The sequence below is a fragment of the Actinomadura sp. NEAU-AAG7 genome (genome assembly GCF_018603865.1).
Classification (GTDB): domain Bacteria; phylum Actinomycetota; class Actinomycetes; order Streptosporangiales; family Streptosporangiaceae; genus Spirillospora; species Spirillospora litoris.
The window spans coordinates 1,270,461-1,293,584 of record NZ_JAHFZY010000001.1; the positions used below are offsets into that span (position 1 = coordinate 1,270,461).

General features: G+C 72.0%; 20 protein-coding genes. 14 read left to right on the forward strand and 6 right to left on the reverse strand.

Annotated elements, in window-relative coordinates; translation table 11 throughout:
• Positions 1-734 precede the first annotated feature (734 nt).
• A complete protein-coding gene (locus KLI87_RS05820; protein WP_156214509.1) occupies positions 735-3,248 on the forward strand; it encodes an ATP-dependent Clp protease ATP-binding subunit in 2,514 nt (837 codons plus the stop codon).
• A 408-nt stretch (positions 3,249-3,656) separates the two neighbouring features.
• Positions 3,657-4,430, forward strand: a complete 774-nt coding sequence (locus KLI87_RS05825; protein ID WP_214616092.1) for a hypothetical protein — start codon at positions 3,657-3,659, stop codon at positions 4,428-4,430.
• A 601-nt stretch (positions 4,431-5,031) separates the two neighbouring features.
• Here the strand turns inward: KLI87_RS05825 and add are convergent.
• A complete protein-coding gene (gene add / locus KLI87_RS05830) occupies positions 5,032-6,012 on the reverse strand; it encodes an adenosine deaminase (RefSeq protein WP_214616093.1) in 981 nt (326 codons plus the stop codon).
• A gap of 108 nt (positions 6,013-6,120) precedes the next feature.
• On the opposite strand from add, the gene KLI87_RS05835 reads away from it, so the two are divergent.
• Entirely contained in the window at positions 6,121-7,275 is a 1,155-nt protein-coding gene (locus KLI87_RS05835; RefSeq protein WP_214616094.1) for an NADAR family protein, read from the forward strand.
• Between the two features lie 33 nt (positions 7,276-7,308).
• On the forward strand, positions 7,309-8,724 hold the full coding sequence (locus KLI87_RS05840; protein WP_214616095.1) for a serine hydrolase: 1,416 nt from the start codon (positions 7,309-7,311) through the stop codon (positions 8,722-8,724).
• 52 nt (positions 8,725-8,776) lie between these two features.
• On the opposite strand, the gene KLI87_RS05845 is transcribed toward KLI87_RS05840, so the two are convergent.
• On the reverse strand, positions 8,777-9,649 hold the full coding sequence (locus tag KLI87_RS05845) for an A/G-specific adenine glycosylase (protein WP_156214506.1): 873 nt from the start codon (positions 9,647-9,649) through the stop codon (positions 8,777-8,779).
• A gap of 69 nt (positions 9,650-9,718) precedes the next feature.
• Between KLI87_RS05845 and KLI87_RS05850 the strand changes: the two genes are divergently transcribed.
• Positions 9,719-10,327, forward strand: a complete 609-nt coding sequence (locus KLI87_RS05850; protein ID WP_214616096.1) for a hypothetical protein — start codon at positions 9,719-9,721, stop codon at positions 10,325-10,327.
• A gap of 31 nt (positions 10,328-10,358) precedes the next feature.
• Here KLI87_RS05850 and disA read toward each other — a convergent pair whose 3' ends face one another.
• From disA to KLI87_RS05870, 4 genes are all read right to left on the reverse strand, one after another.
• Positions 10,359-11,441, reverse strand: coding sequence for a DNA integrity scanning diadenylate cyclase DisA (gene disA, locus KLI87_RS05855; protein ID WP_214616097.1), 1,083 nt, complete (start codon positions 11,439-11,441; stop codon positions 10,359-10,361).
• A gap of 113 nt (positions 11,442-11,554) precedes the next feature.
• Positions 11,555-13,015 (reverse strand): DNA repair protein RadA, encoded by a 1,461-nt coding sequence (radA, locus tag KLI87_RS05860; protein WP_214616098.1) that lies wholly within the window; start codon positions 13,013-13,015, stop codon positions 11,555-11,557.
• An 11-nt stretch (positions 13,016-13,026) separates the two neighbouring features.
• Entirely contained in the window at positions 13,027-14,100 is a 1,074-nt protein-coding gene (locus KLI87_RS05865) for an alpha/beta fold hydrolase (protein ID WP_214616099.1), read from the reverse strand.
• 122 nt (positions 14,101-14,222) lie between these two features.
• Entirely contained in the window at positions 14,223-14,921 is a 699-nt protein-coding gene (locus KLI87_RS05870) for a class I SAM-dependent methyltransferase (protein WP_214616100.1), read from the reverse strand.
• Between the two features lie 150 nt (positions 14,922-15,071).
• Here KLI87_RS05870 and KLI87_RS05875 point away from each other — a divergent pair, with 150 nt between their 5' ends.
• From KLI87_RS05875 to KLI87_RS05915, 9 genes are all read left to right on the forward strand, one after another.
• Positions 15,072-15,956: a sugar phosphate isomerase/epimerase gene (locus KLI87_RS05875; protein WP_156214502.1), complete on the forward strand. Its 885-nt coding sequence runs from the start codon at positions 15,072-15,074 to the stop codon at positions 15,954-15,956.
• Positions 15,953-16,561: a TetR family transcriptional regulator gene (locus KLI87_RS05880; RefSeq protein ID WP_214616101.1), complete on the forward strand. Its 609-nt coding sequence runs from the start codon at positions 15,953-15,955 to the stop codon at positions 16,559-16,561. Before KLI87_RS05875 ends, KLI87_RS05880 begins: the two co-directional genes overlap by 4 nt.
• Positions 16,562-16,634: 73 nt before the next feature.
• A complete protein-coding gene (locus KLI87_RS05885; RefSeq protein WP_156214501.1) occupies positions 16,635-17,366 on the forward strand; it encodes an ABC transporter ATP-binding protein in 732 nt (243 codons plus the stop codon).
• Entirely contained in the window at positions 17,363-18,097 is a 735-nt protein-coding gene (locus KLI87_RS05890) for an ABC transporter permease (RefSeq protein ID WP_156214500.1), read from the forward strand. Before KLI87_RS05885 ends, KLI87_RS05890 begins: the two co-directional genes overlap by 4 nt.
• Positions 18,098-18,176: 79 nt before the next feature.
• Entirely contained in the window at positions 18,177-19,403 is a 1,227-nt protein-coding gene (locus KLI87_RS05895) for an LCP family protein (protein ID WP_214616102.1), read from the forward strand.
• A gap of 71 nt (positions 19,404-19,474) precedes the next feature.
• Positions 19,475-20,410, forward strand: a complete 936-nt coding sequence (locus KLI87_RS05900; RefSeq protein WP_214616103.1) for a proline dehydrogenase family protein — start codon at positions 19,475-19,477, stop codon at positions 20,408-20,410.
• A 52-nt stretch (positions 20,411-20,462) separates the two neighbouring features.
• On the forward strand, positions 20,463-21,257 hold the full coding sequence (gene proC / locus KLI87_RS05905; RefSeq protein WP_173390622.1) for a pyrroline-5-carboxylate reductase: 795 nt from the start codon (positions 20,463-20,465) through the stop codon (positions 21,255-21,257).
• 147 nt (positions 21,258-21,404) lie between these two features.
• Entirely contained in the window at positions 21,405-21,836 is a 432-nt protein-coding gene (locus KLI87_RS05910) for a hypothetical protein (protein WP_156214497.1), read from the forward strand.
• Positions 21,837-21,899: 63 nt separating this feature from the next.
• Positions 21,900-23,123, forward strand: a complete 1,224-nt coding sequence (locus tag KLI87_RS05915) for an acetoin utilization protein AcuC (RefSeq protein WP_156214496.1) — start codon at positions 21,900-21,902, stop codon at positions 23,121-23,123.
• Position 23,124 lies beyond the last annotated feature (1 nt).

Below are 23,124 nucleotides of genomic sequence, written 5' to 3' on the forward strand. Positions count from 1 at the left end.
GCGGGCCGCCCACATGGCGCCGCTACTTGTGCGCGGCTTCTTGCGCCCGCCCGCCGCCGGTCCTTGCGGGCGGGCCGCCGGTGATCTGTTCCTGGGAGGCGGGGCATGCCGTTTGTCCGGGCCCGCTCAGGCGGCGCCGCGTGCCGTTGATCGTCGGGCGGATCCGAGGACTCGCACGGGTGCGTTGTTTGTCATGAGCGCCGCGCCGCCTCCCAAGAGGTGCGTCCGCTGTGCGCCGTCCGAGCAGGGCGGTGTTGTTTGTTCGTGCGCTGTTCGCCGGAACCGCGCGGCCTTCCGGCGTTCTTCGGCGATCGCCGCTCGCGCGCGGGGATGCTGTGGCCAGGCCGGGGCGTTACTCATACAAACGCACCGATTTGTCGGCGCGATGGGGCGGAAGCGCCCGCGGGGGCGCGGCGGGCCGTTCGCTTGTGGCGTAGCGCCCGGCGGGTTTGTCGCGACCGGGGGTGAGGTAGACCGGGGCGCGCGGGGCGAGACGCCCCATTCGGCGACCCTCGGACGTGCCGTGGCCGACCTGCGGAAACCCCTCGTTCGCTTGGGGCGTAGCGGGAACATGACGCACCGATACGGTAGTTGGATGAGACTGAACAGCGCTTAGCTGGGGAACGTCTCCTGGTGGGAGTGCACCGGGCGGCCTCCTCGGGGCGGGCTAGCATGCGGAAGGACAGTTCCGGACGTTCCGGACTCTGCCCAACCGCTCTGTGAGGAGCGACGAGATGTTCGAGAGGTTCACCGACCGCGCGCGGCGGGTTGTCGTCCTGGCTCAGGAAGAGGCCAGGATGCTCAACCACAACTACATCGGCACCGAGCACATCCTCCTTGGTCTGATCCACGAGGGCGAGGGTGTCGCTGCCAAGGCATTGGAGAGCCTGGGGATCAGCCTTGAGGCGGTGCGCCAGCAGGTCGAGGAGATCATCGGTCAGGGCCAGCAGGCGCCGTCGGGCCACATCCCGTTCACTCCGCGCGCCAAGAAGGTCCTTGAGCTGTCCCTGCGCGAGGCGCTGCAGCTCGGCCACAACTACATCGGCACCGAGCACATCCTGCTGGGATTGATCCGTGAGGGCGAGGGCGTCGCCGCCCAGGTCCTTGTGAAGCTCGGCGCCGACCTCAACCGGGTGCGCCAGCAGGTCATCCAGTTGCTGCACGGCTACCAGGGCAAGGAGCCGGCCGCCTCCGGCGGTCCTTCGGAGTCCGCGCCCTCCACCTCCCTTGTGCTCGACCAGTTCGGCCGCAACCTGACGCAGGCCGCGCGGGAGGGCAAGCTCGACCCGGTCATCGGCCGGGACAAGGAGATCGAGCGGGTCATGCAGGTGCTGTCCCGCCGCACCAAGAACAACCCCGTCCTGGTGGGCGAGCCCGGCGTCGGCAAGACCGCCGTCGTCGAGGGCCTCGCGCAGAAGATCGTCAAGGGCGAGGTCCCCGAGACGCTCAAGGACAAGCAGCTCTACACCCTCGACCTCGGCGCGCTGGTCGCCGGCTCCCGGTACCGCGGTGACTTCGAGGAGCGCCTGAAGAAGGTCCTCAAGGAGATCCGCACCCGCGGCGACATCATCCTGTTCATCGACGAGCTGCACACGCTCGTCGGCGCGGGCGCCGCCGAGGGCGCCATCGACGCCGCGTCCATCCTCAAGCCCATGCTGGCGCGCGGCGAGCTGCAGACCATCGGCGCCACCACGCTGGACGAGTACCGCAAGCACCTGGAGAAGGACGCCGCGCTGGAGCGCCGCTTCCAGCCGATCCAGGTCGCCGAGCCGTCGCTGTCGCACACGATCGAGATCCTCAAGGGCCTGCGGGACCGCTACGAGGCGCACCACCGCGTGTCGATCACCGACAGCGCGCTGGTCGCGGCCGCCCAGCTCGCCGACCGCTACATCAGCGACCGGTTCCTGCCCGACAAGGCGATCGACCTCATCGACGAGGCCGGCTCCCGGATGCGCATCCGCCGCATGACCGCGCCGCCGGACCTGCGCGAGTACGACGAGAAGATCGCCGACGTCCGGCGCGAGAAGGAGAGCGCGATCGACGCGCAGGACTTCGAGAAGGCCGCCGCGCTCCGCGACTCCGAGAAGCAGCTCCTCGGCCAGAAGGCCCAGCGGGAGAAGGAGTGGAAGGCCGGCGACATGGACGTCGTCGCCGAGGTCACCGACGAGCTGATCGCCGAGGTCCTCGCCACCGCCACCGGCATCCCGGTCTTCAAGCTGACCGAGGAGGAGCAGACCCGCCTGCTGCGCATGGAGGACGAGCTCCACAAGCGGGTCATCGGCCAGGAGGACGCCATCAAGGCGCTCTCCCAGTCCATCCGCCGCACCCGCGCCGGCCTGAAGGACCCCAAGCGCCCCGGCGGCTCGTTCATCTTCGCCGGCCCGTCCGGCGTCGGTAAGACCGAGCTGTCCAAGACGCTCGCGGAGTTCCTGTTCGGCGACGAGGACGCGCTGATCCAGCTCGACATGTCCGAGTTCATGGAGAAGCACACGGTCTCGCGGCTGTTCGGCTCCCCGCCCGGCTACGTCGGCTACGAGGAGGGCGGCCAGCTCACCGAGAAGGTCCGCCGCAAGCCGTTCTCGGTCGTCCTGTTCGACGAGATCGAGAAGGCCCACCAGGACATCTTCAACTCGCTCCTGCAGATCCTGGAGGACGGCCGCCTCACCGACGCCCAGGGCCGCGTCGTGGACTTCAAGAACACCGTCATCATCATGACGACGAACCTGGGGTCCAAGGACATCTCCAAGGGCGTCTCGATGGGCTTCGCCCGCGCGAACGACGAGCAGGGCTCCTACGAGCGGATGAAGGCCAAGGTCGGCGAGGAGCTCAAGCAGCACTTCCGTCCCGAGTTCCTCAACCGCGTCGACGACACGGTGGTCTTCCACCAGCTGACGCCGAAGGAGATCATCCAGATCGTCGACCTGATGATCGCCCGGGTGGACGAGCGGCTCCGCGACCGCGACATGGGCATCGAGCTGCGCCAGGAGGCCAAGGACCTGCTGGCCGAGCGGGGCTACGACCCCGTGCTCGGCGCCCGTCCGCTGCGCCGCACGATCCAGCGCGAGATCGAGGACAACCTGTCCGAGAAGATCCTCTACAACGATCTCAAGGCCGGGCAGATCGTCATCGTCGGCGTCGAGGGCACCGGCGAGGAGGCCAAGTTCACCTTCAAGGGTGTTCCGAAGCCGTCCACGGTCCCCGACAGCCCGCCCCCGATCGAGGGCGCGGTCAACTTCAACAAGGACTGACCGCCCCCGGACCACGAAGGGCCCGCTCCGCTTCCCGCGGCGCGGGCCCTTCGCCGCGTTATCCCCAGAACCACGTTCGCCTTCCCGCCCCGCCGCCCGTCCGCGATCCTGGACGTCAGACGACTCCAGAGCGCCTCAACCCCCTGCCCGGGGCGTGCGAACCGTCGAGAGGAGAACGCACCCCTGAACGCTCCTGAGCCCCGCCAGACACCCCACCGCCCGCCCCGCCTCAACGCCCCACAGCCGGCAGCGCCCTTCCCTCTGGGGCGCGTCGGCAGCCCCCGATTCACTAGGCCGCCCGACCAGCCCGGAGGTGGTGGCGACCTCGAAGCAAGAACCCAGCGAACTCGACCCAGAAGGCCCCATATGAAGCGGAGGAATGTCGGAGGGGAGTCCTAATATTCGAACATGCGATCGAATCCGGTTGGTTCGGCGGCGGAATTCCGGCGACGGCAGGGACGTGTCCCGGACGCGTTCCTGCGGAACGCCCGGTCGCCCGCCCCGCCCCAACCGCCGATCTTCCGCTCCCGATTCCAGGGCGAACTGCTCGCCCGCGTCCTGCTCGGGCCCGAGCGCGAGATCACCATGCTCGATCTCGCGGTGATGCTCCGCAGCGACCTCGGATCCGTGATGCGCGAAGTCGAGTCGCTCGCGGACGCGGGCGTCGTGGCCCTGCGGCGCACCCTCGCGGGCCGCGTGGTGGTCCGCGACACGAGCAGCCCGCTGTACGAGCCGCTCGCCCAGCTGATCATGCTGACCTTCGGCCCGGCGACCGTCGTGGCGGACGTGTTCGGGCGGCTGCCCGCCGTCCGGGAGCTCCACCTGTTCGGCCCCTGGGCCAAGCGCTACGAGGACGCCCAGGGCGACCCGCCGGGCGACGTCGAGGTGCTGGTGATCGGCGACATCGGCCCGGAGGCGGCATTCGACGCGGCCCAGCAGGCGTCCGCCCGGCTCGGCCTGCCCGTGCACCCCGTGGTCCGCACACTCGCGCAGTGGCAGGACGACAACGACCCCTTCCTCCGCGAGATCCAAGCCTCCCCCTTGATCCAGGTAACGACCCCCCACTTCCCACTGAACCCCACCCAGGGCCCCTCACCCAGGCCCCCGGGGAGCCCTGCCCACGGCCCTGAGCCCGGAGCCCGAGGCGGGAGCCCGGGTGTGAGTGGGGGACGTGGAGCCTGAGGCGCGAGGTATGACGCCTCGGAGCGGGATACCTGGGGCGAAGCGGGTCCTGAGGTGTGGGTGGGGGCCCGGAGCGTGAGGCGAAAGCGGGCTTCTGGGATGGGGGGAGCCTGGAGGCTCAGGCGTGATGCCTGGAGCGTGAGGTGTGAGGCGAGGGCTTGGGGCGTGGGTGGGACGTGGAGTCCGGAGGCTCGGGCGTGGGTCTGAGGCGCGAGGTGTGACGCCTCGGAGCGGGATGCCTGGGGCAGGGTCCTGGGGTGTGGGTGAGGCATGGAGCCCGGAGGCTCGGGCGTGGGACGTGAGGTGGGACGCCATGGAGCGGGATTCCTGGGGCGGAGCGGGGCCTGGGGTGTGGGCGGGGCCCGGAGCTCGGGCGTGGATATGAGGTGTGAGGGGGCGAGGCGGGATGCCTGGGGCGGAGCGAGGGCCGGGGGTGTGGGCGGGGGCCGAAACTCGGGCGCCGGGGCGGGATGTCTGGGGTGGGGGGCTTTGGCGTGGGCCGTGGAGGGCCGGGGCATGGGCGGGGGCAGGGAGGTCTGGGGCGTGGAGCGGGGCCCGGAGGCCGGGGGTGGGGCTGGGGCTGGGGCGTGGGGCTGGGGGGTTATTGGGGGGGTGGGGTTAGCCAGGTTTTGATTGCTTTGTGGATGGTTGTCTTTGTGGGGGGTGGGGCGAAGGAGGCTTCGGTGGCGTTGTGGGCCAGGGCGGCCAAGGTGGCGTCGTCGTAGCCGAAGGTTTCGCGGGCGTGGGTGTACTCGGTGGTCAGCGGGGTGTCGATCAGGGCTGGAATGTCGGTGTTGATCGTGACGAGGAGGCCCGCGTCGAGGAGGTGAGGGAGGGGGTGGTCGGCCAGGGAGGGCGAGAAGCCCAGGGCCACGTTGGAGGACGGGCACACCTCCAGGGGGATGCGGCGTTCACGGACCTCCGCGACCAGGTCCGGGTCGTCCAGGACGCGGATGCCGTGGCCCAGGCGTTCGGTGCGGCCCGCGTCCAGGGCCTGGCGGATGCTGGCCGGGCCCTCGGCCTCGCCCGCGTGGTGGACGACGTGCAGGCCCGCGTCATGGGCGGCGGCGAAGACGGCCGTGAACGGGTCGCCCGGGTAGGACTCGTCTCCCGCCAGGCCGATGGCCACCACGTCGTCGTGGCGTTCGGCCAGGGCCAGGGTGTGCCAGGCGCGGTCCAGGGAGCGGCGGCGGGAGTGGTCGAGGATGAGGCGGACGTCGATGCCGAACGCCTCGCGTCCGGCGGCCAGGCCCTCGCGGACGGCGGTCAGGGGCATGTCGAGGTCGCCGAGGCGTTCGCCGTGGGCGGCGGCGGTGAACGACGCCTCGGCGTAGCGGGTGCCCTGGGCCGCTTCGTCCCGGCAGAACTCATAGGCGATCCGGTGGAAGTCCCGCGGGCGGCGGAGGCATTCGCGGACCAGGTTGTTCTGCGCGAAGAACGCGGCGAAACCGCCGAGGGCGCCGGAGCCGGCCGGTACCCGGATGCCGTTCGCCGCTCCTATCTCGCGGAGGGTCTCCTGGCGGATGGTGCTTTCCAGGTGCACATGCAGGTGGACCTTGGGGAGGCTGAGCAGATCACGCACGCCACGTACCGTATTCGGCCCGCGTGATCGCGGGCCATCGGTTTATGTCCGTTGACCTGGCTCGGGGCGCCCGGCATGCTTCGGCGACACCTATGAGTTGGCGGGGGCATGGATCGGATCTACCGCGTCGCGGACGGGCGGCGCATCGAGGGCGTGACGCGCCTGGTCTTCATTCACAACTTCTCATATCACCTGACGGGCCTTCAGATATACGCGGACGGCGCGATCCACTGCTGGGAATGGGTGGACCTGGACGGCCTGCGACGCAAACTCGACAGCGGCTGGGTCGTGACCGAGGTGCCGGAGGGCGCCGAGGTCAGCGCGTTCGAGTTGGGCCGGTGGAAAACGGCCGAGGCGAGTTTCGGGCTCACGGCCGAGATGTTGCTGGGCGAGGTCGCCGACGACATCGAGCGGCTCAACGACCGTCCGGACTCGACCGACCGGTGCCTGACCAGGCTCGACCGCTATCTGGCAACGCGGGACGAGGATGATCGGCGCGCGTTGCGTGAGGCGTATCTCGCGATTCCGGAACACAAGCGCCACTACGCGCTCGGTGACATGGACCGGAAGGACGGACCGCTGGTCGCCCTGGCCACCGATATCGGAGAACCGCCGATAGGCGGCTGGTTCCAGGTGGAGGTCATCACCGAATCCATGCGGGACGAGGCGCTGCGGTATTTCGCCGAGCGTGACCAGGCCCGCACGGAGTACGCGAACAAACGGCCTGCCGATGATCCGGAGAAGCCGGTCGCGGGGACGGTCCACCTGGGTGGCCGGGTGCTCCCCAAAGGCCCTCCTGAGAAAGCCGGCCTCGATGTGCTGCAAGACGAGTTCCCCGCACCGATCGAGGTCGGGGGAGTCGTCTATCCGTCCGTGTCGCACGCGTATTGGGCGCTGTCCACGGCCGATCGCGGGGCGCGGGAGCGCGTCCGGGAGGCCGAGACTCCGTCCGAGGCGCGGAAACTGGCGGCCGAGTCGGCGCGGGTGGAAGGTTGGCCGGACGCGCGGACGGCCGTCATGGCGGGCCTGCAACGCGCGAAGTTCGCCCAGCATCCAAGGCTCGCCGCGATCCTGCTCGGGACGGGCGACGCCCCGATCGGCTACGGCGGCATGGATTCCGACCATTGGGCGACCCGGGGCGATCGGGGGCGCAACTGGTCGGGACGGCTGCTGGAACTCGTCCGATCCGAGCTTCAGGCACAGGCGGCCGGCATCGAAATACCGGGTTCCGATGCGCGGCCGTCCGGCACCTCCCTACGATGATCTTGAATTTGCCCACCGGATCGGGGAGGTCCATTGAGGCGCACATGGATGTACGGGGCCGTCGGAGTCGTCACCGCGGCGGCGCTGGTGGCCGGTACCACCGGACAGGCGTCGGCTGAGACGGCGAAGGGTGTGGACGCGAAGCGGACGGGCAAGGTCGGCCAGCACCTCCGCCAGGCCATCGAGGGGCTGAGGTTCCAGGAGGTCCTGGACACGGCGCCGCCCAGCACGGCGCAGGCGCGGTCCGCGCGGAACCCGGTGGACAAGGAGCTCAACGCCGACAGGCGCGTCGCCTCCGTCGCCGCGCCGCAGCCGATCGCGCAGCAGCCGCAGATGGACGCGACCGTCATCGAACTGGACCGGCGCGGACGTCCCGTCTCGTCCGGCACGGTGCTGATGAGCCCGCTCTACAAGGACGGCGTCGTGGTCCCGGTCGACCGGAACCTGTCCACCAAGAGCGTCCGCTGGCGGCAGTGGGACGACGCCGGCTGGTACAAGAACAAGGGCCAGGGCACGATCGACGTGGTCCAGGGCCGGGAGAACGCGCCCATCGACCACATGCTCGACTACCCGGCGTCCGTGCTGAAGCTGATGGTCAACTTCGGCGTGCTGCGGCTGGTCGACCAGGGCAAGGTCAAGCTGGACGACACCTACTCCTACGAGCCCTCGCCGATCAGCTCGCTGTGCGGAGGGGCCAGCAAGAAGACGATCCGGCAGTACATGGACGCCTCGCTGACCTACTCCTCCAACGCCGCGTCGTGCGCGCTGATCAAGATGCTGCACGACAACCAGGCCATCGACCCGCTGAACCAGACGTTCCAGGACCTCGGTCTGGAGACCCTCCAGCTCAAGGGCACGAACCCGGCCAACGGCGGGCGCTGGTCCAACTCGGTCACGATGAGCTCGCTCGACACGGCCAAGCTGCTCACGCTCATCAACGGCGCCCCCGGGCGGGTGTGGACGGCGCCCAACGGCAAGCCCGTGACCAGGGCGGTCCTCAGTACCGAGTCGCGGAAGTTCTTCCTGTCCGAGCTGGGGCAGCAGGGCTTCAACGACATGCTGTCGTCGGCGAACCGGTGCGGCGGCGACTACCCGGCGCCCGGCATCCCGAACGCCGTGCCGTCCCGCTGGATCGGCGAGGACGGGACGGTGACCGTCGACGGCAACAAGTTCGGCCAGGACGTCCGTCCGTGCAACGCGAAGGCCGAGGTCGCGTTCGCGCACAAGACCGGCTGGGTGAACAACACCGCCGCCGACGCGGGCATCGTCCGGGCGCTGCCCGGCAAGGGCGGCCGCTCCTACGTGGTCGTCGTGTTCTCCAACCTGGGCACGCAGTACGTGGACGCCGGTCGCCCGGCCACCCCGCCCGGGACCTACCCCTACTCCTACACCGAGAAGTTCTCGAAGCTCGGCCGTCTGATCGACGCCTACGAGAAGAACCGCCACTGAGCAGCACAAGGTGAGACGCCCGCCAGGCGACCCGCCTGGCGGGTGTCGCCTTTTACACGGGCAACGCGTACCGGCCGTCCTGGAGGGGGTCGACCAGGCCGTCGGCGACCAGGGCGTCGAGTGCGCGTTCGCGTTGGACGGCGTCGGACCAGACGACGTCCAGCGCGGGCTTCTCGACCGGGCCCTCGGCGTCGCGCAGGACGGCGAGCAGCCGCCCCCGGCACTGCCGGTCGGTGCCCGCGTAGGTCTGGCCGCGGCGCGGCGGGCCGTCGTAGGCGGGCCTGCCCGCGCGCTGCCAGGCGCAGGACGCGATGACCGGGCAGTCGGCGCAGCGGGGCGTCCGCGCGGTGCAGACCAGCGCGCCGAGTTCCATGACCGCGACGGCCCAGCGCGCGGCGGTCGGCGGGTCGAGCGGCAGCAGCGACTCGGCGAGCCGCACCTCGGCCCTGGTCTGCGACTTCGGCGGGTACTCGACGCCGCCGAGCAGCCGGGCGAGGACGCGGCGGACGTTGGTGTCCAGCACCGCGTGGCGCTGCCGGAAGGCGAAGCTGGCCACGGCGGCGGCCGTGTAGGAGCCGATGCCGGGCAGCGCCAGCAGCTCCTCGTGGGCGGAGGGCACCGCGCCGCCGTGCCGTTCGGTGATCGCGCGGGCACTCCCGTGCAGCCGCAGCGCGCGGCGCGGGTAGCCGAGCCGCCCCCAAGCGCGGACCGCCTCGCCGGACGGTTCGGCGGCCAGGTCGGCCGGTGCGGGCCAGCGCCGCATCCAGGTCTGCCACACGGGCAGGACGCGCGCGACCGGGGTCTGCTGGAGCATGATCTCGCTGACCAGCACGCCCCACGGGGTGGCGTCGTCGGCGCGCCACGGCAGGTCACGGGCGTTCGCCTCGTACCAGCCGAGGATCGGGTCGAGGTAGATGGAGTTCATGGCGGATCGCCATTGTGGCACGCGGCGGGTCGCGTCCTCGCACCGGTTCGGCGAATGCATACTGACCGTATGGGGGTGGATACCGGACGTGGTTCCGGTGGTTCTGGGCTCGACCGGTACTGGCGGCGCCGGGTGGTGGCCCTCGCGATGGGCCTCGGCGCCGTCGGCGTCCTCGCGTGGGCGTGCGCGGACGGGGAGGACGAGCCCCGGCGGCGCGCGAACGCCGCGTGGAGCGATCCGCCGCCGACCGCGATGCCGACCGTCACCGTGACGCGGACCGTCATCCGCTCCGCCGAGCCCGTCGCGGAGGGCGGCCGCTGCGCGGCGAAGAACCTGGTCGTCAGCCTGGCGGCGTCCCGCGACACCTACACCGGACGGGACGCGCCGCGCTTCCGCGTCTCGGTCGTCAACGCGGGCGAGGGCGAGTGCACGTGGGACGCGGGATCACTCGACGTGCGCGTCGCGTCGGGCGATGACCGCATCTGGTCGTCGGCCCGCTGCCGGAGGAGCGGCGGGGGACGTGCGGAGAACACCCGCCGGACGCTGCGCCGCGGCATCCCCTACGTCGACACCGTCGGCTGGGACCGGCGGCGCGGCTGCGGGGGCGCCCGCGTCCGTCCGGGCACCTATGTCGTCGCGCTGAAGGGCGCCGGGAAGCAGGTCTTCCAGCTCCGTTGACGGACCGGCCGCGAACCCCCGGGCCCGAAGGTCAGACGTAGCGTTCGAGGATGGAGGACTCGGCCAGCCGGGACAGGCCCTCGCGGACGCTGCGGGCGCGGGACTCGCCGACGCCGCCGACGGCCTGGAGGTCGTCGATGCTGGCGGCGAGGAGCTTCTGGAGGCCGCCGAAGTGCTCGACGAGGCGTTCGACGACCATGCTCGGCAGGCGCGGGACCTTGGCGAGCAGGCGGAAGCCCTTGGGGCTGACGGGCAGGTCGAGCGCGTCGGGCCCGGCGAAGCCCATGACCTCGGCGACCGTGGACAGGTCGAGCAGCTCGTTGGCCGACAGCACGTCCAGCGCGGACAGGATCGCGTTGACCCCGCGGGCGCGGGTGTCGGCGGAGGGGTAGTCGCGGACGATCAGCTCGCGGTCGACGTCGACGCCGGAGACCAGCTCGTCGAGCTGGAGGGACAGCAGCCGCCCGTCGGTGCCGAGCTCGACGACGTAGCCCTCGATCTCGTCGGCGATGCGGCGCACCATCTCCAGCCGCTGGACGACGGCGCTGACGTCGCGGACGGTGACGAGGTCCTCGATCTCCAGTGCCGAGAGCGTGCCCGACACCTCGTCCAGCCGGAGCTTGTAGCGTTCGAGCGTCGCGAGGGCCTGGTTGGCCTTGGACAGGATCGCGGCGGAGTCCTCCAGCACGTAGCGGATGCCGTCGAGGTACAGCGCGATGATGTGCATCGACTGGCTGACCGAGATGACCGGGTAGCCGGTCTGGCGGGCGACGCGTTCGGCGGTGCGGTGCCGGGTGCCCGACTCCTCGGTGGGGATGGTGGAGTCCGGGACGAGGTGGACGGCGGCGCGGACGATCCGGCTGTGGCTGCCGTTGAGGACGATCGCGCCGTCCATCTTGGCCAGCTCGCGCAGCCGGGTCGCGGAGAACTCGACGTCGAGTTCGAAGCCGCCCGTGCACAGCTCCTCGACCGGCTTGTCGTAGCCGAGCACGATCAGCCCGCCGGTGTGGCCCCGGAGGATCCGTTCCAGTCCGTCCCGGATCTGGGTGCCCGGGGCAACCGCCGCGAGGGTGGCGCGGCGTCGTTCGTCATGACCCTTGTTGTGTGCTGGCACCTGGCCCCCGGAGGTCGCTGGACGGCGTCAGTTTACCGAGGAGGGCGCTCGCCTGGTTCCTCCCCTGGTCGCAACCACCGGTTGCGTGCAGTAATACTCTGGCGCTACCCGGCTCAGGGCGCCGTAAAGGCGACCTGGAGCGCCTGCTGGATGCTGTCGACCTCCATCACCTTCATCCCCTCGTAGCTGGAGAGCTGCGGATCGGCGCGCTTGAGCGGGGAGCCGTCGGCCAGTTCGAGGGAGCCGCGCGGGACGACGGCGTACTTGAACCCGAGGCGGGCGGCCTCGGCGAGCCGCCGCTGGACGCCCGGGACGACCCGCGCCTCGCCCGCGAGCCCGACCTCGCCGAGCGCGATCAGGGTGGTGGACAGCGACTGCTCGACCGTGGACCCGGCGACGGCGAGCGCGAGCGCGAGGTCGACGGAGGTCTCGGTCAGCCGGACGCCGCCCACGGTGGACACGTACACGTCCTGCTCGTGCATCGAGATCTTGCAGCGCTGCGCGAGGACGGCGAGGACCATCGCGACGCGCGAGGTGTCGAGCCCCGAGGTCGCGCGGCGCGGGGAGGGCAGGTGCGACTTGGCGACGAGCGACTGCACCTCGGCGACGAGCGGGCGGCGGCCCTCCAGCGTGACGGTCACGCACGTGCCGGGGACGGGTTCGTCGCGGCGGGTGAGGAACAGCCCGCTCGGGTCGGGCAGGCCGACGATGCCGACCTCCGACAGGTCGAAGCAGCCCAGCTCGTCGGTGGGGCCGTAGCGGTTCTTCACGGCGCGGATCATGCGGAGCCGGGAGTGCCGGTCGCCCTCGAAGTAGAGCACGACGTCGACCAGGTGCTCCAGCAGGCGGGGCCCGGCGATCGCGCCGTCCTTGGTGACGTGGCCGACGAGCACGACCGTGATGCCGCGCTCCTTGGCGACCCGGATGAGGTTGGCGGCGACCTCGCGGATCTGCGTGACGCCGCCGGGCGCGCCGTCGACCTCCGACGTCCCGATGGTCTGGATGGAGTCGACGACCAGCAGCGTCGGCTGGACGGCCTCGACGTGCCCGAGGACGGCCGACAGCTCCGTCTCCGCCGCGAGGTAGAGGTGGTCGGTGATCGCGCCGACGCGGTCGGCGCGCAGCCGCACCTGCTCGGCCGACTCCTCGCCCGTCACGTACAGGACGTGCGAGGTCTCCTTGGAATCGGAATGGGAATCGGCATCGGAGCCGGGGCCGGAGGCGCCGGTCGAGGCCAGCGCCGCGACCTCCAGCAGCAGCGTGGACTTGCCGATGCCCGGTTCGCCCGCCAGCAGCAGGACGGCGCCGGGCACGATGCCGCCGCCGAGCACGCGGTCGAGCTCGTCCAGCCCGGTGGGCTTGGTCTTGGCGGAGCGCACGTCGACCTGCCCGATCGGGCGCGCGGGCGCGCTCACCGGCCCCGCGTGCACCACCCGCGCGGGCGTCGCCGACGCCGCCTCGGTGACCGTGCCCCACGTCTGGCACTCGCCGCAGCGCCCGACCCATTTGGACGTCTGCCAGCCGCAGTCGGAGCAGCGGTAGGCCGCCTTGGCCGCCGTCTTCGCCTTCGCCATGGGACGGGAGCCTAGAGCCCGCCGCCGACATTCGCGCGAGCCCGCGCGACGAGGTCGGTGAGGTGGGCGGAGACGAGGTCGGGGCGTTCCAGCATGGCCATGTGGCCCGCGTCCCTGATGATCTCCAACCGGGCGGACGGGATGCACTCGGCGATCCGGTGGCTGTGCCCGACCGGGGTGAGCCGGTCGTGCTCGGCGCCGACGACGAGCGCGTCGGTGCCGCCGAGGGCCGCGCAGTCGCTGATCACCTGAGTGGTGATCATGGAGCGGAAGAAGTCGAGGTAGGCGTCGGTGCGGGTCTCGGTCATCATCTGGTCGGCGAACGCGACGGCGGCGGGGCCCGCGTCGGGGCCGAAGGCGACCAGGTCCTTGAGCAGGACCGAGCCGTCCCGGCCGAGGTGGCGGACCCGGTCGATCACCGCCGACCCGGCGCCCGCCGCGCGCAGGGCACCGGGCAGGACGCGCTGCGACACGCGCGCGAGCAGGGCGGGCATGCCGAGCGTGACCTCGCCGAGCCCGCCGGAGGAGGTGCACACCAGCGCGGCGGCGACGATCCGGTCGCCGATCAGGCCGGGGTTCTCGTCCGCGTAGCGCATGATCGTCATGCCGCCCATCGAGTGGCCGACGAGGACGACCGGCGTCCCGGCGGGGACGGTGGCCTCGATGACCGCGCCGAGGTCGCGGGCGAGGCGGTGGACGGTGTACCCGTCGCGCGCGCCGCCGGACGAGCGGCCGTGGCCGCGGTGGTCCCAGAAGACGAGGCGGCCGTGGCCGCGCAGGGCCCTGCGCTGGAAGTGCCAGGAGTCCTGGGTGAGGGTCCAGCCGTGGGTGAACACGACGGCGAGGTCGTCGCGGTCGTCGCCGTCGATCTCGGCGTACAGGCGGGTGCCGTCGTCCGCGCGGACGGGGACGGGACGCCCGCGCAGGGAGCCGAACGGCTCGCCCGCGAAGGGGTCGGGGCGCAGGTGGAAGCGGCGCATGGCGCGGCGCTGGGCGGCGATCCCGGCGATCCCGGCGCCCGCGCCCGCGGCGCCGATCATCCCGGCGGCCAGCAGGGTGCGGCTCGTCCTGGCGGCACGGCCCATGGCCGGTTCCTCCCGTTCCTCGGGGTCGCGGACGCCGGCCGAGACGCGGCGACACCGCCTGCGAAGGGCTGTTGTTGTACGGGAAGTCTAGTAGAGGTCGGGGGTGACCGGCCAGTCAGTGTTCACGCGCGGCGCCACCACAGGTTCACCGCGTAGTCCACGTCGAGCCCGTCGTGTTCGCGCAGGAACGCGTCCGCGAGATCGCGCGGGAACTCGATGCGCAGCACGTCCGCGAGGTCGCTCCGGTTCTGGAACGACCAGCGGATCATGAGGGGTTCCCGGTGGTAGCCGCGCCGCGTCCAGAACCGCTCCACCGCGCCGGGGTCGTACTTCGGCAGCCCGCGCCGGAACCAGCCGCCGAACGTCGACCGCGTCGCGTCGTTGTCGATGATCATGATCGCGCCGCCGCGCCGGACGACCCGGTCCAGCTCCGCGAGGCCCGGTTCGCATCCGGGCCCGAAGAAGTACGCCCAGCGGACGTGGACGACGTCCACCGACGCGTCGGGGAGCGGGAGCGCCTGGGCCGCGCCCACGCGGACGGTCACGTTCGGCAGGTCCCGCACGCGCCGCCGTGCCGTCGCGGCGAGCCCCGCATGCGGCTCCACCCCGATCACCCGGCCCGCCTCCTGGGCGAAGAAGGGCAGGTGGAAGCCGGTTCCGCAGCCGAGGTCCAGCACCGTCGAGCCCCGCCACGGCCGGACGGCCCGCATCGCCGCCTCCAGCACCCCGTCCGGGTCGACCGCGCGGTTCTCGACCTCGTACACGCGCGGGGAGTTCCAGATGTTCGGGCTCGGCACCGCCCCCGGAGCTATCTCGGCCACGCCAGCAGAGCGTAGCCCCGCCGAACGCGGGTGGCACTGGAGGGTGATGGCGAGGGCAACGAGGATCACTCTGGGCGAGGGTCCGATCGGCGCCGGGTGCGCATAGGCTTTCCGTACGAAACATTGGCGAACATTCCTGGCGAGGGAGCCTTGACCGCGGACTACAACGGCGCGTTCGCACCGGCCCTGCGCGTGCCGGACGCGCCGATCACGCTGTCGACCGCCTCGGTCTATCCGGAGAAGGTCCCGAGCGCCTTCGAGATCGCCGCCCTGCTCGGATACGACGGCGTCGAGGTGATGGTCTCCACCGACGCCTCCTCCCAGGACCTGAACGTCCTGCGCCGCCTCTCCGACTACCACCAGGTGCCGATCAAATCGATCCACGCGCCCTGCCTGCTGCTCACCCAGCGGGTCTGGGGACGCGAGCCCTGGGGCAAGCTGGTGCGATCCAAGGAGGTCGCGGAGGAGCTGGGCGCGGAGGTCGTCGTCGTCCACCCGCCGTTCCGCTGGCAGCGCGAGTACGCCAAGGAGTTCGTCGAGGGCCTCGCCCGCATGCAGGACGAGACGGACGTCCTGTTCGCGGTCGAGAACATGTTCCCGCTCAAGGCGCGCGGCGCCGAGGCCGGGATGTACCTCCCCGACTGGAACCCGGTCGACCAGGACTACCCCTTCGTGACCCTCGACATGTCCCACACGGCGGTGTCGGGCTCCGACGCGCTGGACATGGCCGCGAGCCTCGGCGACCGGCTCCGCCACGTCCATCTGGCCGACGGCATGGGCGTCACCAACAAGGACGAGCACCTCGTCCCGGGCCGGGGCGCCCAGCCGTGCGGGCCGATGCTGGAGAACCTGGCCGAGGGCGGGTACCGGGGGCACGTCGTGCTGGAGGTCAACACGCGGCGCGCGGCGGGCCGTCCCGAGCGGATGGAGGACCTCGCCGAGGCGCTCGCGTTCGCCCGCCTGCACCTCGCCGCGGCCGACCGCACCTGGCAGGTCAGCTCGCGCGGGGAGATCACCCTGCGGGGAGCGCGGTGACGGAGGCCACCAGGCCCGCGCGGGGTCCGGGCCGCCGTCCGGGGCCCGGCCGCCGGCCCGGGCGCAGCGAGACGCGCGAGACGATCCTCGCGCAGGCCCGCGAGCTGTTCGCCGAGAAGGGCTACGACGGCGCGTCCCTGCGCGCGATCGCGCGGGCCGCCGATGTCGACCCGGCGCTCGTCCACCACTTCTTCGGCAACAAGGAGGGCGTGTTCATCGAGGCCATGCGCTTCCCGGTGGACCCGGCCGTCCTCCTGCCGCGCATCCTCGCCGCCCCCCGCGACCGGCTCGGCGAGACCATGGTCCGCGTCTTTTTGGAGGTCTGGAGCGATCCCGAGCGCCGCGCGCCGCTGCTCGCCATGCTCCGCTCGGCGATGACCAACGAGCGCGCCGCCGCGCTGCTGCGCGAGTTCGTCACCTCCGCCCTGTTCGGACGCGTCGGCGAGGCCACCGACGTGCCGATGCTGAACGCCCAGGCCGCGGCGGGCCAGCTGATCGGGCTGATGATCGTCCGCTATGTCGTGCGGGTCGAGCCGATCGCGTCCGCCTCCGAGGACGAGCTGATCGCCCTCGTCGCGCCCACGCTCCAGCGCTACCTCGGCTGAACCCCGGCCGAAGCTCCTCCTCTCTTCCGCGTGCCCCTTGACCGGTACCGCTTGCGCGAATTAAATTCAACACATGATGAGTTCAAGTCCGGCGGTCAGCGTGCGGGACCTGCGGGTGGTCCGCGGGGGCCGGGAAGTGCTGCACGGGTTGAGTTTCGACGTCCCGCAGGGGGCGGTGCTCGGGCTGCTCGGCCCGAGCGGCTGCGGGAAGACGACGCTGATGCGCGCGCTCGTCGGCGTGCAGATCGTCCAGAGCGGGACGGTGACCGTGCTCGGCGAACCCGCCGGGTCGCGCGGCCTGCGCCGCCGCGTCGGGTACGCGACGCAGTCGCCCGCCGTCTACACGGACCTGAGCGTCACCGAGAACCTGCGGTACTTCGCGTCCGTGCTGGGCGCGCCGCGCGGCGACGTCGCCCGGGTGATCGACGAGGTCGGGCTCGGCCGCAGCCGCGACCAGGTCGTCGCGACGCTGTCGGGCGGGCAGCTCAACCGCGCCAACCTCGCGGTCGCGCTGCTCGGCTCGCCGGAGCTGCTCGTCCTGGACGAGCCGACGGTCGGCCTCGACCCCGTCCTGCGGCAGGAGCTGTGGGAGCTGTTCCGCGAGCTGGCCGACCGCGGCACGACGCTGGTCGTGTCCAGCCACGTGATGGACGAGGCGGGCCGCACCGACCGGCTCCTGCTGATGCGCGAGGGCCAGATCCTCGCCGACGGCGCGCCCGGCGCCCTGCGGGAGAGGACGGGCGCGGACGACCTGGAGGGCGCGTTCCTCCACCTGATCACCGAGCGCGCGGGGAGCCCCTCATGAGCCTGTCGATCACGCTGGCCACGACGCGCCGCATCCTGGCCCAGCTCAAGAACGACCACCGCACGCTCGCCATGCTCGTCGGCGTGCCGAGCCTGCTGATGATCCTGCTGCGGTACGTGTTCGACCAGCCCGTGCTGTTCGACCGGATCGGCCCGATGCTGCTCGGCCTGTTCCCCTTCCTGATCATGTTCATCGTGACGAGCGTCGCGACGCTGCGCGAGCGGACGGGCGGGACGCTGGAGCGGCTGATGACCATGCCCACCGGCAAGCTCGACCTGCTGCTCGGCTACGCGCTGGCGTTCGGGCTCGTCACGCTGGTGCAGGTCGGTGTCGTGCTGCTGATCTCGCTGACCTGGCTCGGCCTCGACCTCGCCGGGTCGCTGACCTCGCTCGTGGTCGTCGCGGTGCTGGACGCGCTGCTCGGCATGGCGCTCGGGCTGTTCGCGAGCGCGTTCGCGCGGACGGAGTTCCAGGCCGTCCAGTTCATGCCGGCGTTCGTGCTGCCGCAGCTGCTGCTGTGCGGGCTGATCGTCCCGCGCGGCGACATGGCGTCCTGGCTGGAGGCGATCTCCGCCGTCCTGCCGCTGACGTACGCGGTGGAGGGCATGCGGGAGATCAGCCTGCACCCGAGCCTCACCGGCGACCTCGCCGTGGACATCGCGGTCATCGCCGGGTTCACGGTCGTCGCGCTGGTCCTCGGCGCCGCGACGCTCCGCCGCCGCACCACCTGAACGGGGGGCCCCGCCTGAACCGGACACCCTGCGCCGATGTGGGTCTCGCAGCAGGGAGCGGCTGGTAATCTCCGGCGCCATGACCCCCCCAGACCTCCCCGGCCCCTCCGCGCCCCGGCCACCCGACGCGTCCGTGCCGCCGCGCGGGGCTCCGGGCGCCACGGCTCCGGGGGCGCCGTCCGGGCCCGGGACGCCGTCCGGCAGCGGGACGCCGTCCGGCATCGGGGGGCTGCCCGGCCTCGGCGACGGGCCCGCCGCCCCGGGCGAGGGCGGCCAGGGGCACCGCAGGCCGCGCAAGCGCCGCTGGCCGCGCGTCCTGATCGCGATCGGGGTGTTCTTCGCGCTGGTCGTCGCGGGCATCGGCGGGCTGGTCTGGCAGCGCCAGTCCTCCTACAACGGCAACATCGGCCGGATCAAGGGCGCGCTGCCCGAGGACGGCGCCCGGCGGCCCGGCCCGAACGTCGCCGGGACCGAGAACTGGCTGCTCGTCGGGTCGGACTCGCGCGCCGAGGCCGCCACGACGGGCGACGGCGGCGAGGTGTGGAAGCCCGGCCGGCAGCGCACCGACACGATCATGCTGCTGCACCTGCCGGCCGACCGCCGCAGGGCCTACGTCGTCTCGTTCCCGCGCGACTCGTGGGTGGAGATCCCCGGCTACGGCAACCAGAAGATCAACGCGGCGTTCTCCTACGGCGGGCCGAGGCTGCTGATCAAGACGCTGGAGAGCCTGACCGGCGTCCGGATCGACCACTACGGCGCCATCGACTTCGAGGGGTTCAAGTCGATGACCGACGCGCTCGGCGGCGTCACCGTCGACATCAAGCAGAGCGTGTACGACCCGGCCCGCAAGGTGAACTGGCAGGCCGGGCCGCAGAAGCTCGACGGCGAGCGGGCGCTGCTGTTCGTCCGGCAGCGCTACAACCTGCCGAACGGCGACTTCGACCGGATCAGGCGGCAGCAGGCGTTCCTCAGCGCGCTCGCCAAGCAGGCGGCGGCCGGCGGCACGCTGACCAACCCGCTGAAGCTCGACCGGTTCCTGTCGGCGTTCACCAAGTCGATCAGCGTGGACGAGAGCGTGTCCGGCGGCAAGCTGCGCTCGCTCGCGCTGAGCCTGCGGCACCTGCGCGCCTCCGATGTGGCGTTCATGACGACGCCCTTCCGGGGCACGGGCATGCGCGGAAAGCAGAGCGTCGTCCTGCTCGACCCGGCGAAGTCGAAGGCGCTGTTCAACGCGGTCAAGACCGCCGAGATGCCCGAGTACGTCCGGCAGCACGGCGGCGGCGACAACCTGGGCACGGTGTCCTGACGCCCCGGGTCTACGCTGGTGGCGAGCGGCAGGGGGTTCGAGCGAGATTCGAGCGACAGGGGGGTCCGTCAGTGCTTCGGCAGGCTTTGCTGGCCGCGTCCCGCAGCGGAGGTGCGCGCCGGGTGGTGGAGACCGCGCCGTTCACCCGTGACGTCGTCCGGCGGTTCATCGCGGGCGAGACGATCGAGGACGCGGCGCGCGTCACCGAGGAGCTCACCACCGAGGGCCTGCTGGTCACCCTCGACGTCCTCGGCGAGGACACGACCGACCGCGAGCGCGCCGAGGCGAACGTCCAGCACTACATCGACCTGCTCCGGCGGCTCGGCGACACGCGGCTGGAGGGGGCGCCGCTCGGCACGCGCGCCGAGGTCTCGCTGAAGCTGTCGGCGATCGGCCAGACCGTGGACGAGGCGCTCGCGCTCGACAACGCGCGGCGCGTCAGCACCGCCGCCCGCTCCGCCGGGACGACGGTCACGCTCGACATGGAGGACCACACCACCGTCGACTCCACGCTGCGGACCGTCCACGAACTGCGGCGCGACTTCCCCGACACGGGCGCGGTCGTCCAGGCGTATCTGCGGCGGGCCGAGGAGCACTGCGCGGAACTGGCCTACGAGGGGTCGCGCGTGAGGCTGTGCAAGGGCGCCTACGCCGCTCCCGAGCCGATCGCCTTCACCGGCAAGGAGGACATCGACAAGTCCTTCGTCCGCTGTATGAAGGTGCTCATGGCGGGCAAGGGCTACCCGATGCTCGCCACGCACGACCCCCGCCTGATCGACATCGCGGGAGCGCTGGCGGTGCTGCACGGACGGGACGCCGACACCTTCGAGTACCAGATGCTGTACGGGGTCCGCCCGCAAGAGCAGCGGCGCCTGGCCGGGCAGGGCGCGGCCGTCCGCGTCTACGTCGCCTACGGGCGCGAGTGGTACGCCTACTTCATGCGGCGCCTCGCCGAGCGTCCCGCGAACCTGCGGCTCGTCATGCGGTCCGTCACCGGGCGCTCCTGACCGCTCGGTAGGCTGGGGCGGTCAACGAAACCCCACGTCAAGGTATATGCCGATGATCGCGATTCTGGGTGCCGGGAAGATGGGCGAGGCACTGCTGTCCGGGGTGCTGCGGGCCGGGCGCCGCCCGTCGGAGCTGATGGCGACCACGCGCCGCGAGCAGCGGGGCACGCTGCTGCGCGAGCGGTACGGCGTCCAGATCGTCACGAACGTCGAGGCCGCGGCGAAGGCGGGCACGCTCGTGCTGGCGGTGAAACCGCAGGACATGGGCGCCCTGCTGGACGAGATCGGCCCGCACGTCCCGTCCGGACGGCTGGTCGTCTCGATGGCGGCGGGCATCACGACCCCGTTCATCGAGCAGCGGCTCCCCGAGGGCGTCCCGGTCGTGCGCGTCATGTCGAACACGCCCGTCCACGTGGACGAGGCGATGAGCGTGATCTCCGCCGGCGCGCACGCGGGGGAGGAGCACCTCAAGCTCGCCGAGGAGCTGCTGTCGCCGGTCGGGAAGGTGCTGCGCATCCCCGAGTCGCTCCAGGACGGCGCGACCGCGCTGTCGGGCAGCGGGCCCGCCTACTTCTACTACCTGGTCGAGGCGATGGTGGACGCGGGCATCCTGCTCGGCATGCCGCGCGCCGCCGCGCTGGAGATGGTGATCCAGTCGGCGGTCGGCGCGGCGATCATGCTGCGGGACTCGGGCGAGCATCCCGTGCTGCTGCGCGAGGCCGTCACCTCCCCGGGCGGGACGACGATCTCCGCGATCCGCGAGCTGGAGCGGCACGGCGTCCGCGCGGCCGTCCTGGAGGCGATCGAGGCGGCCCGCGACCGGGGCCGGGAACTGGCGGGCGGCTGACCCGCGGGCGGGCCGGTCGACTCTCGGACGGCCGGTCGACGCGCGGGCGGCCGGTCGGCGAAATCTCACGGAATCGGGCATGGCATCGGAGAGAAGTTCATCTCTGAACATTTGAGCCGAGACGGGGCCTCCAGCCGTGTAAGCGGTATGGGACTCATCATCCGCCTGCTGGTGGCCGCGGGGCTCGCGGCCGACGCCATCGTGCACTGGAGGTTCGCCCCGGACATGGCCTACGTCCAGGGCGGCTCCATCGACGGAGACCTGCTGTTCCGGATCCAGGCGGCGGTGGCGGCGGTGGCCGCCGTCGTGGTCCTCACCTACGCCCGCCGCTGGTCGTACGCGCTGGCCTTCCTCGTCGCGGGCAGCGCCGTCGGCGCGCTGCTGCTCTACTACTACGTCGACACGGGCGCGCTCGGACCGCTGCCCGACATGCACGACCCCGCCTGGTACACCGAGAAGACGATCAGCCTCGCCGGCGAGGGCGTCGCGGCGCTGGCCGCGATCGCCGGGTTCGCGCTCACCCGGACGGGGAGCCGCGCCGAGCCGTCCCGCGCCCACGAGCCCGCCGCCCGCCGCTGAGAGCGCGCGTCGCGCGCACGCCGTGTGATCCGCACCACGCGGCCGCCGCGATACCGTGAGGTCATGAGCAGTGCCGCCCCGCCCCCGTCCGCCGAGCCGGCCGGGTGCGGGCTCACGATCCTGTGGGACGACCGGCTCATCTCCTACGACTTCGGCTCGGGCCACCCGATGAACCCCGTCCGGGTCGAGCTGACGATGGCGCTGGCCCGCGAGCTGGGCGTGACGGACCGGCCGAACGTGCGGGTCACCGGGTTCGAGGCGGCGGGCGACGCGCTGCTCGGCCTCGTCCACGAGGAGCCCTACATCGCGGCGGTCAAGCAGGCGGGCGCCACCGGCCGGCCGGATCCAAGGCACGGGCTCGGCACGTCCGACAACCCCGTCTTCGTCGGCATGCACGACGCGTCCGCGCTGGTCGCGGGCGCCTCCGTCGCGGCGGCCGAGGCGGTGTGGACGGGCGCCGCCGAGCACGCCGCGAACATCTCCGGCGGCCTGCACCACGCGCTCAGCGGCGCCGCGAGCGGCTTCTGCGTCTACAACGACCCGGCGATCGCGATCGCGTGGCTGCTGGAGCAGGGCGCCGAACGCGTCGCCTACGTGGACATCGACGTCCACCACGGCGACGGCGTGCAGGACGCGTTCTACGACGATCCCCGCGTCCTCACCATCAGCCTGCACGAGACCCCGCGGACGCTGTTCCCCGGCACCGGCTTCCCCAACGAGTCGGGCGGCCCCGGCGCGAAGGGCACGGCGGTCAACGTGGCGCTGCCGCCCGGCACCGGCGACCGGCCCTGGCTGCGCGCGTTCGAGGCGACGGTCCCGCCGCTGCTGCGCCGGTTCCGGCCGCAGGTGCTGGTCACCCAGCACGGCGCGGACGCGCACGCGCTCGACCCGCTCGCGCACCTCATCCTCAGCGTGGACGGCCAGCGCACCGCCTACGCCGCCCTGCACCGGCTCGCGCACGAGACCGCGGGCGGGCGCTGGATCGCCACCGGCGGCGGCGGATACGAGCTGGTCCAGGTCGTGCCGCGGGCGTGGACGCACCTGCTGGCCGAGGCGTCCGGCGCGCCGATCCCGCCCGGGACGCGGACGCCGGCGGGATGGCGCGAGTTCGTCCGGCTGCGCACCGACGAGACCGCCCCGCAGCGCATGACCGACGGGACCGACGTCGTCGACGTCCAGCGCTGGGGGGACGGCTACGACCCGGCCAGCCCGATCGACCAGGCGGTCCTGGCGACGCGCCGGGCGGTGTTCCCCGAGCACGGCCTCGACCCGATGACCGACGAATGAC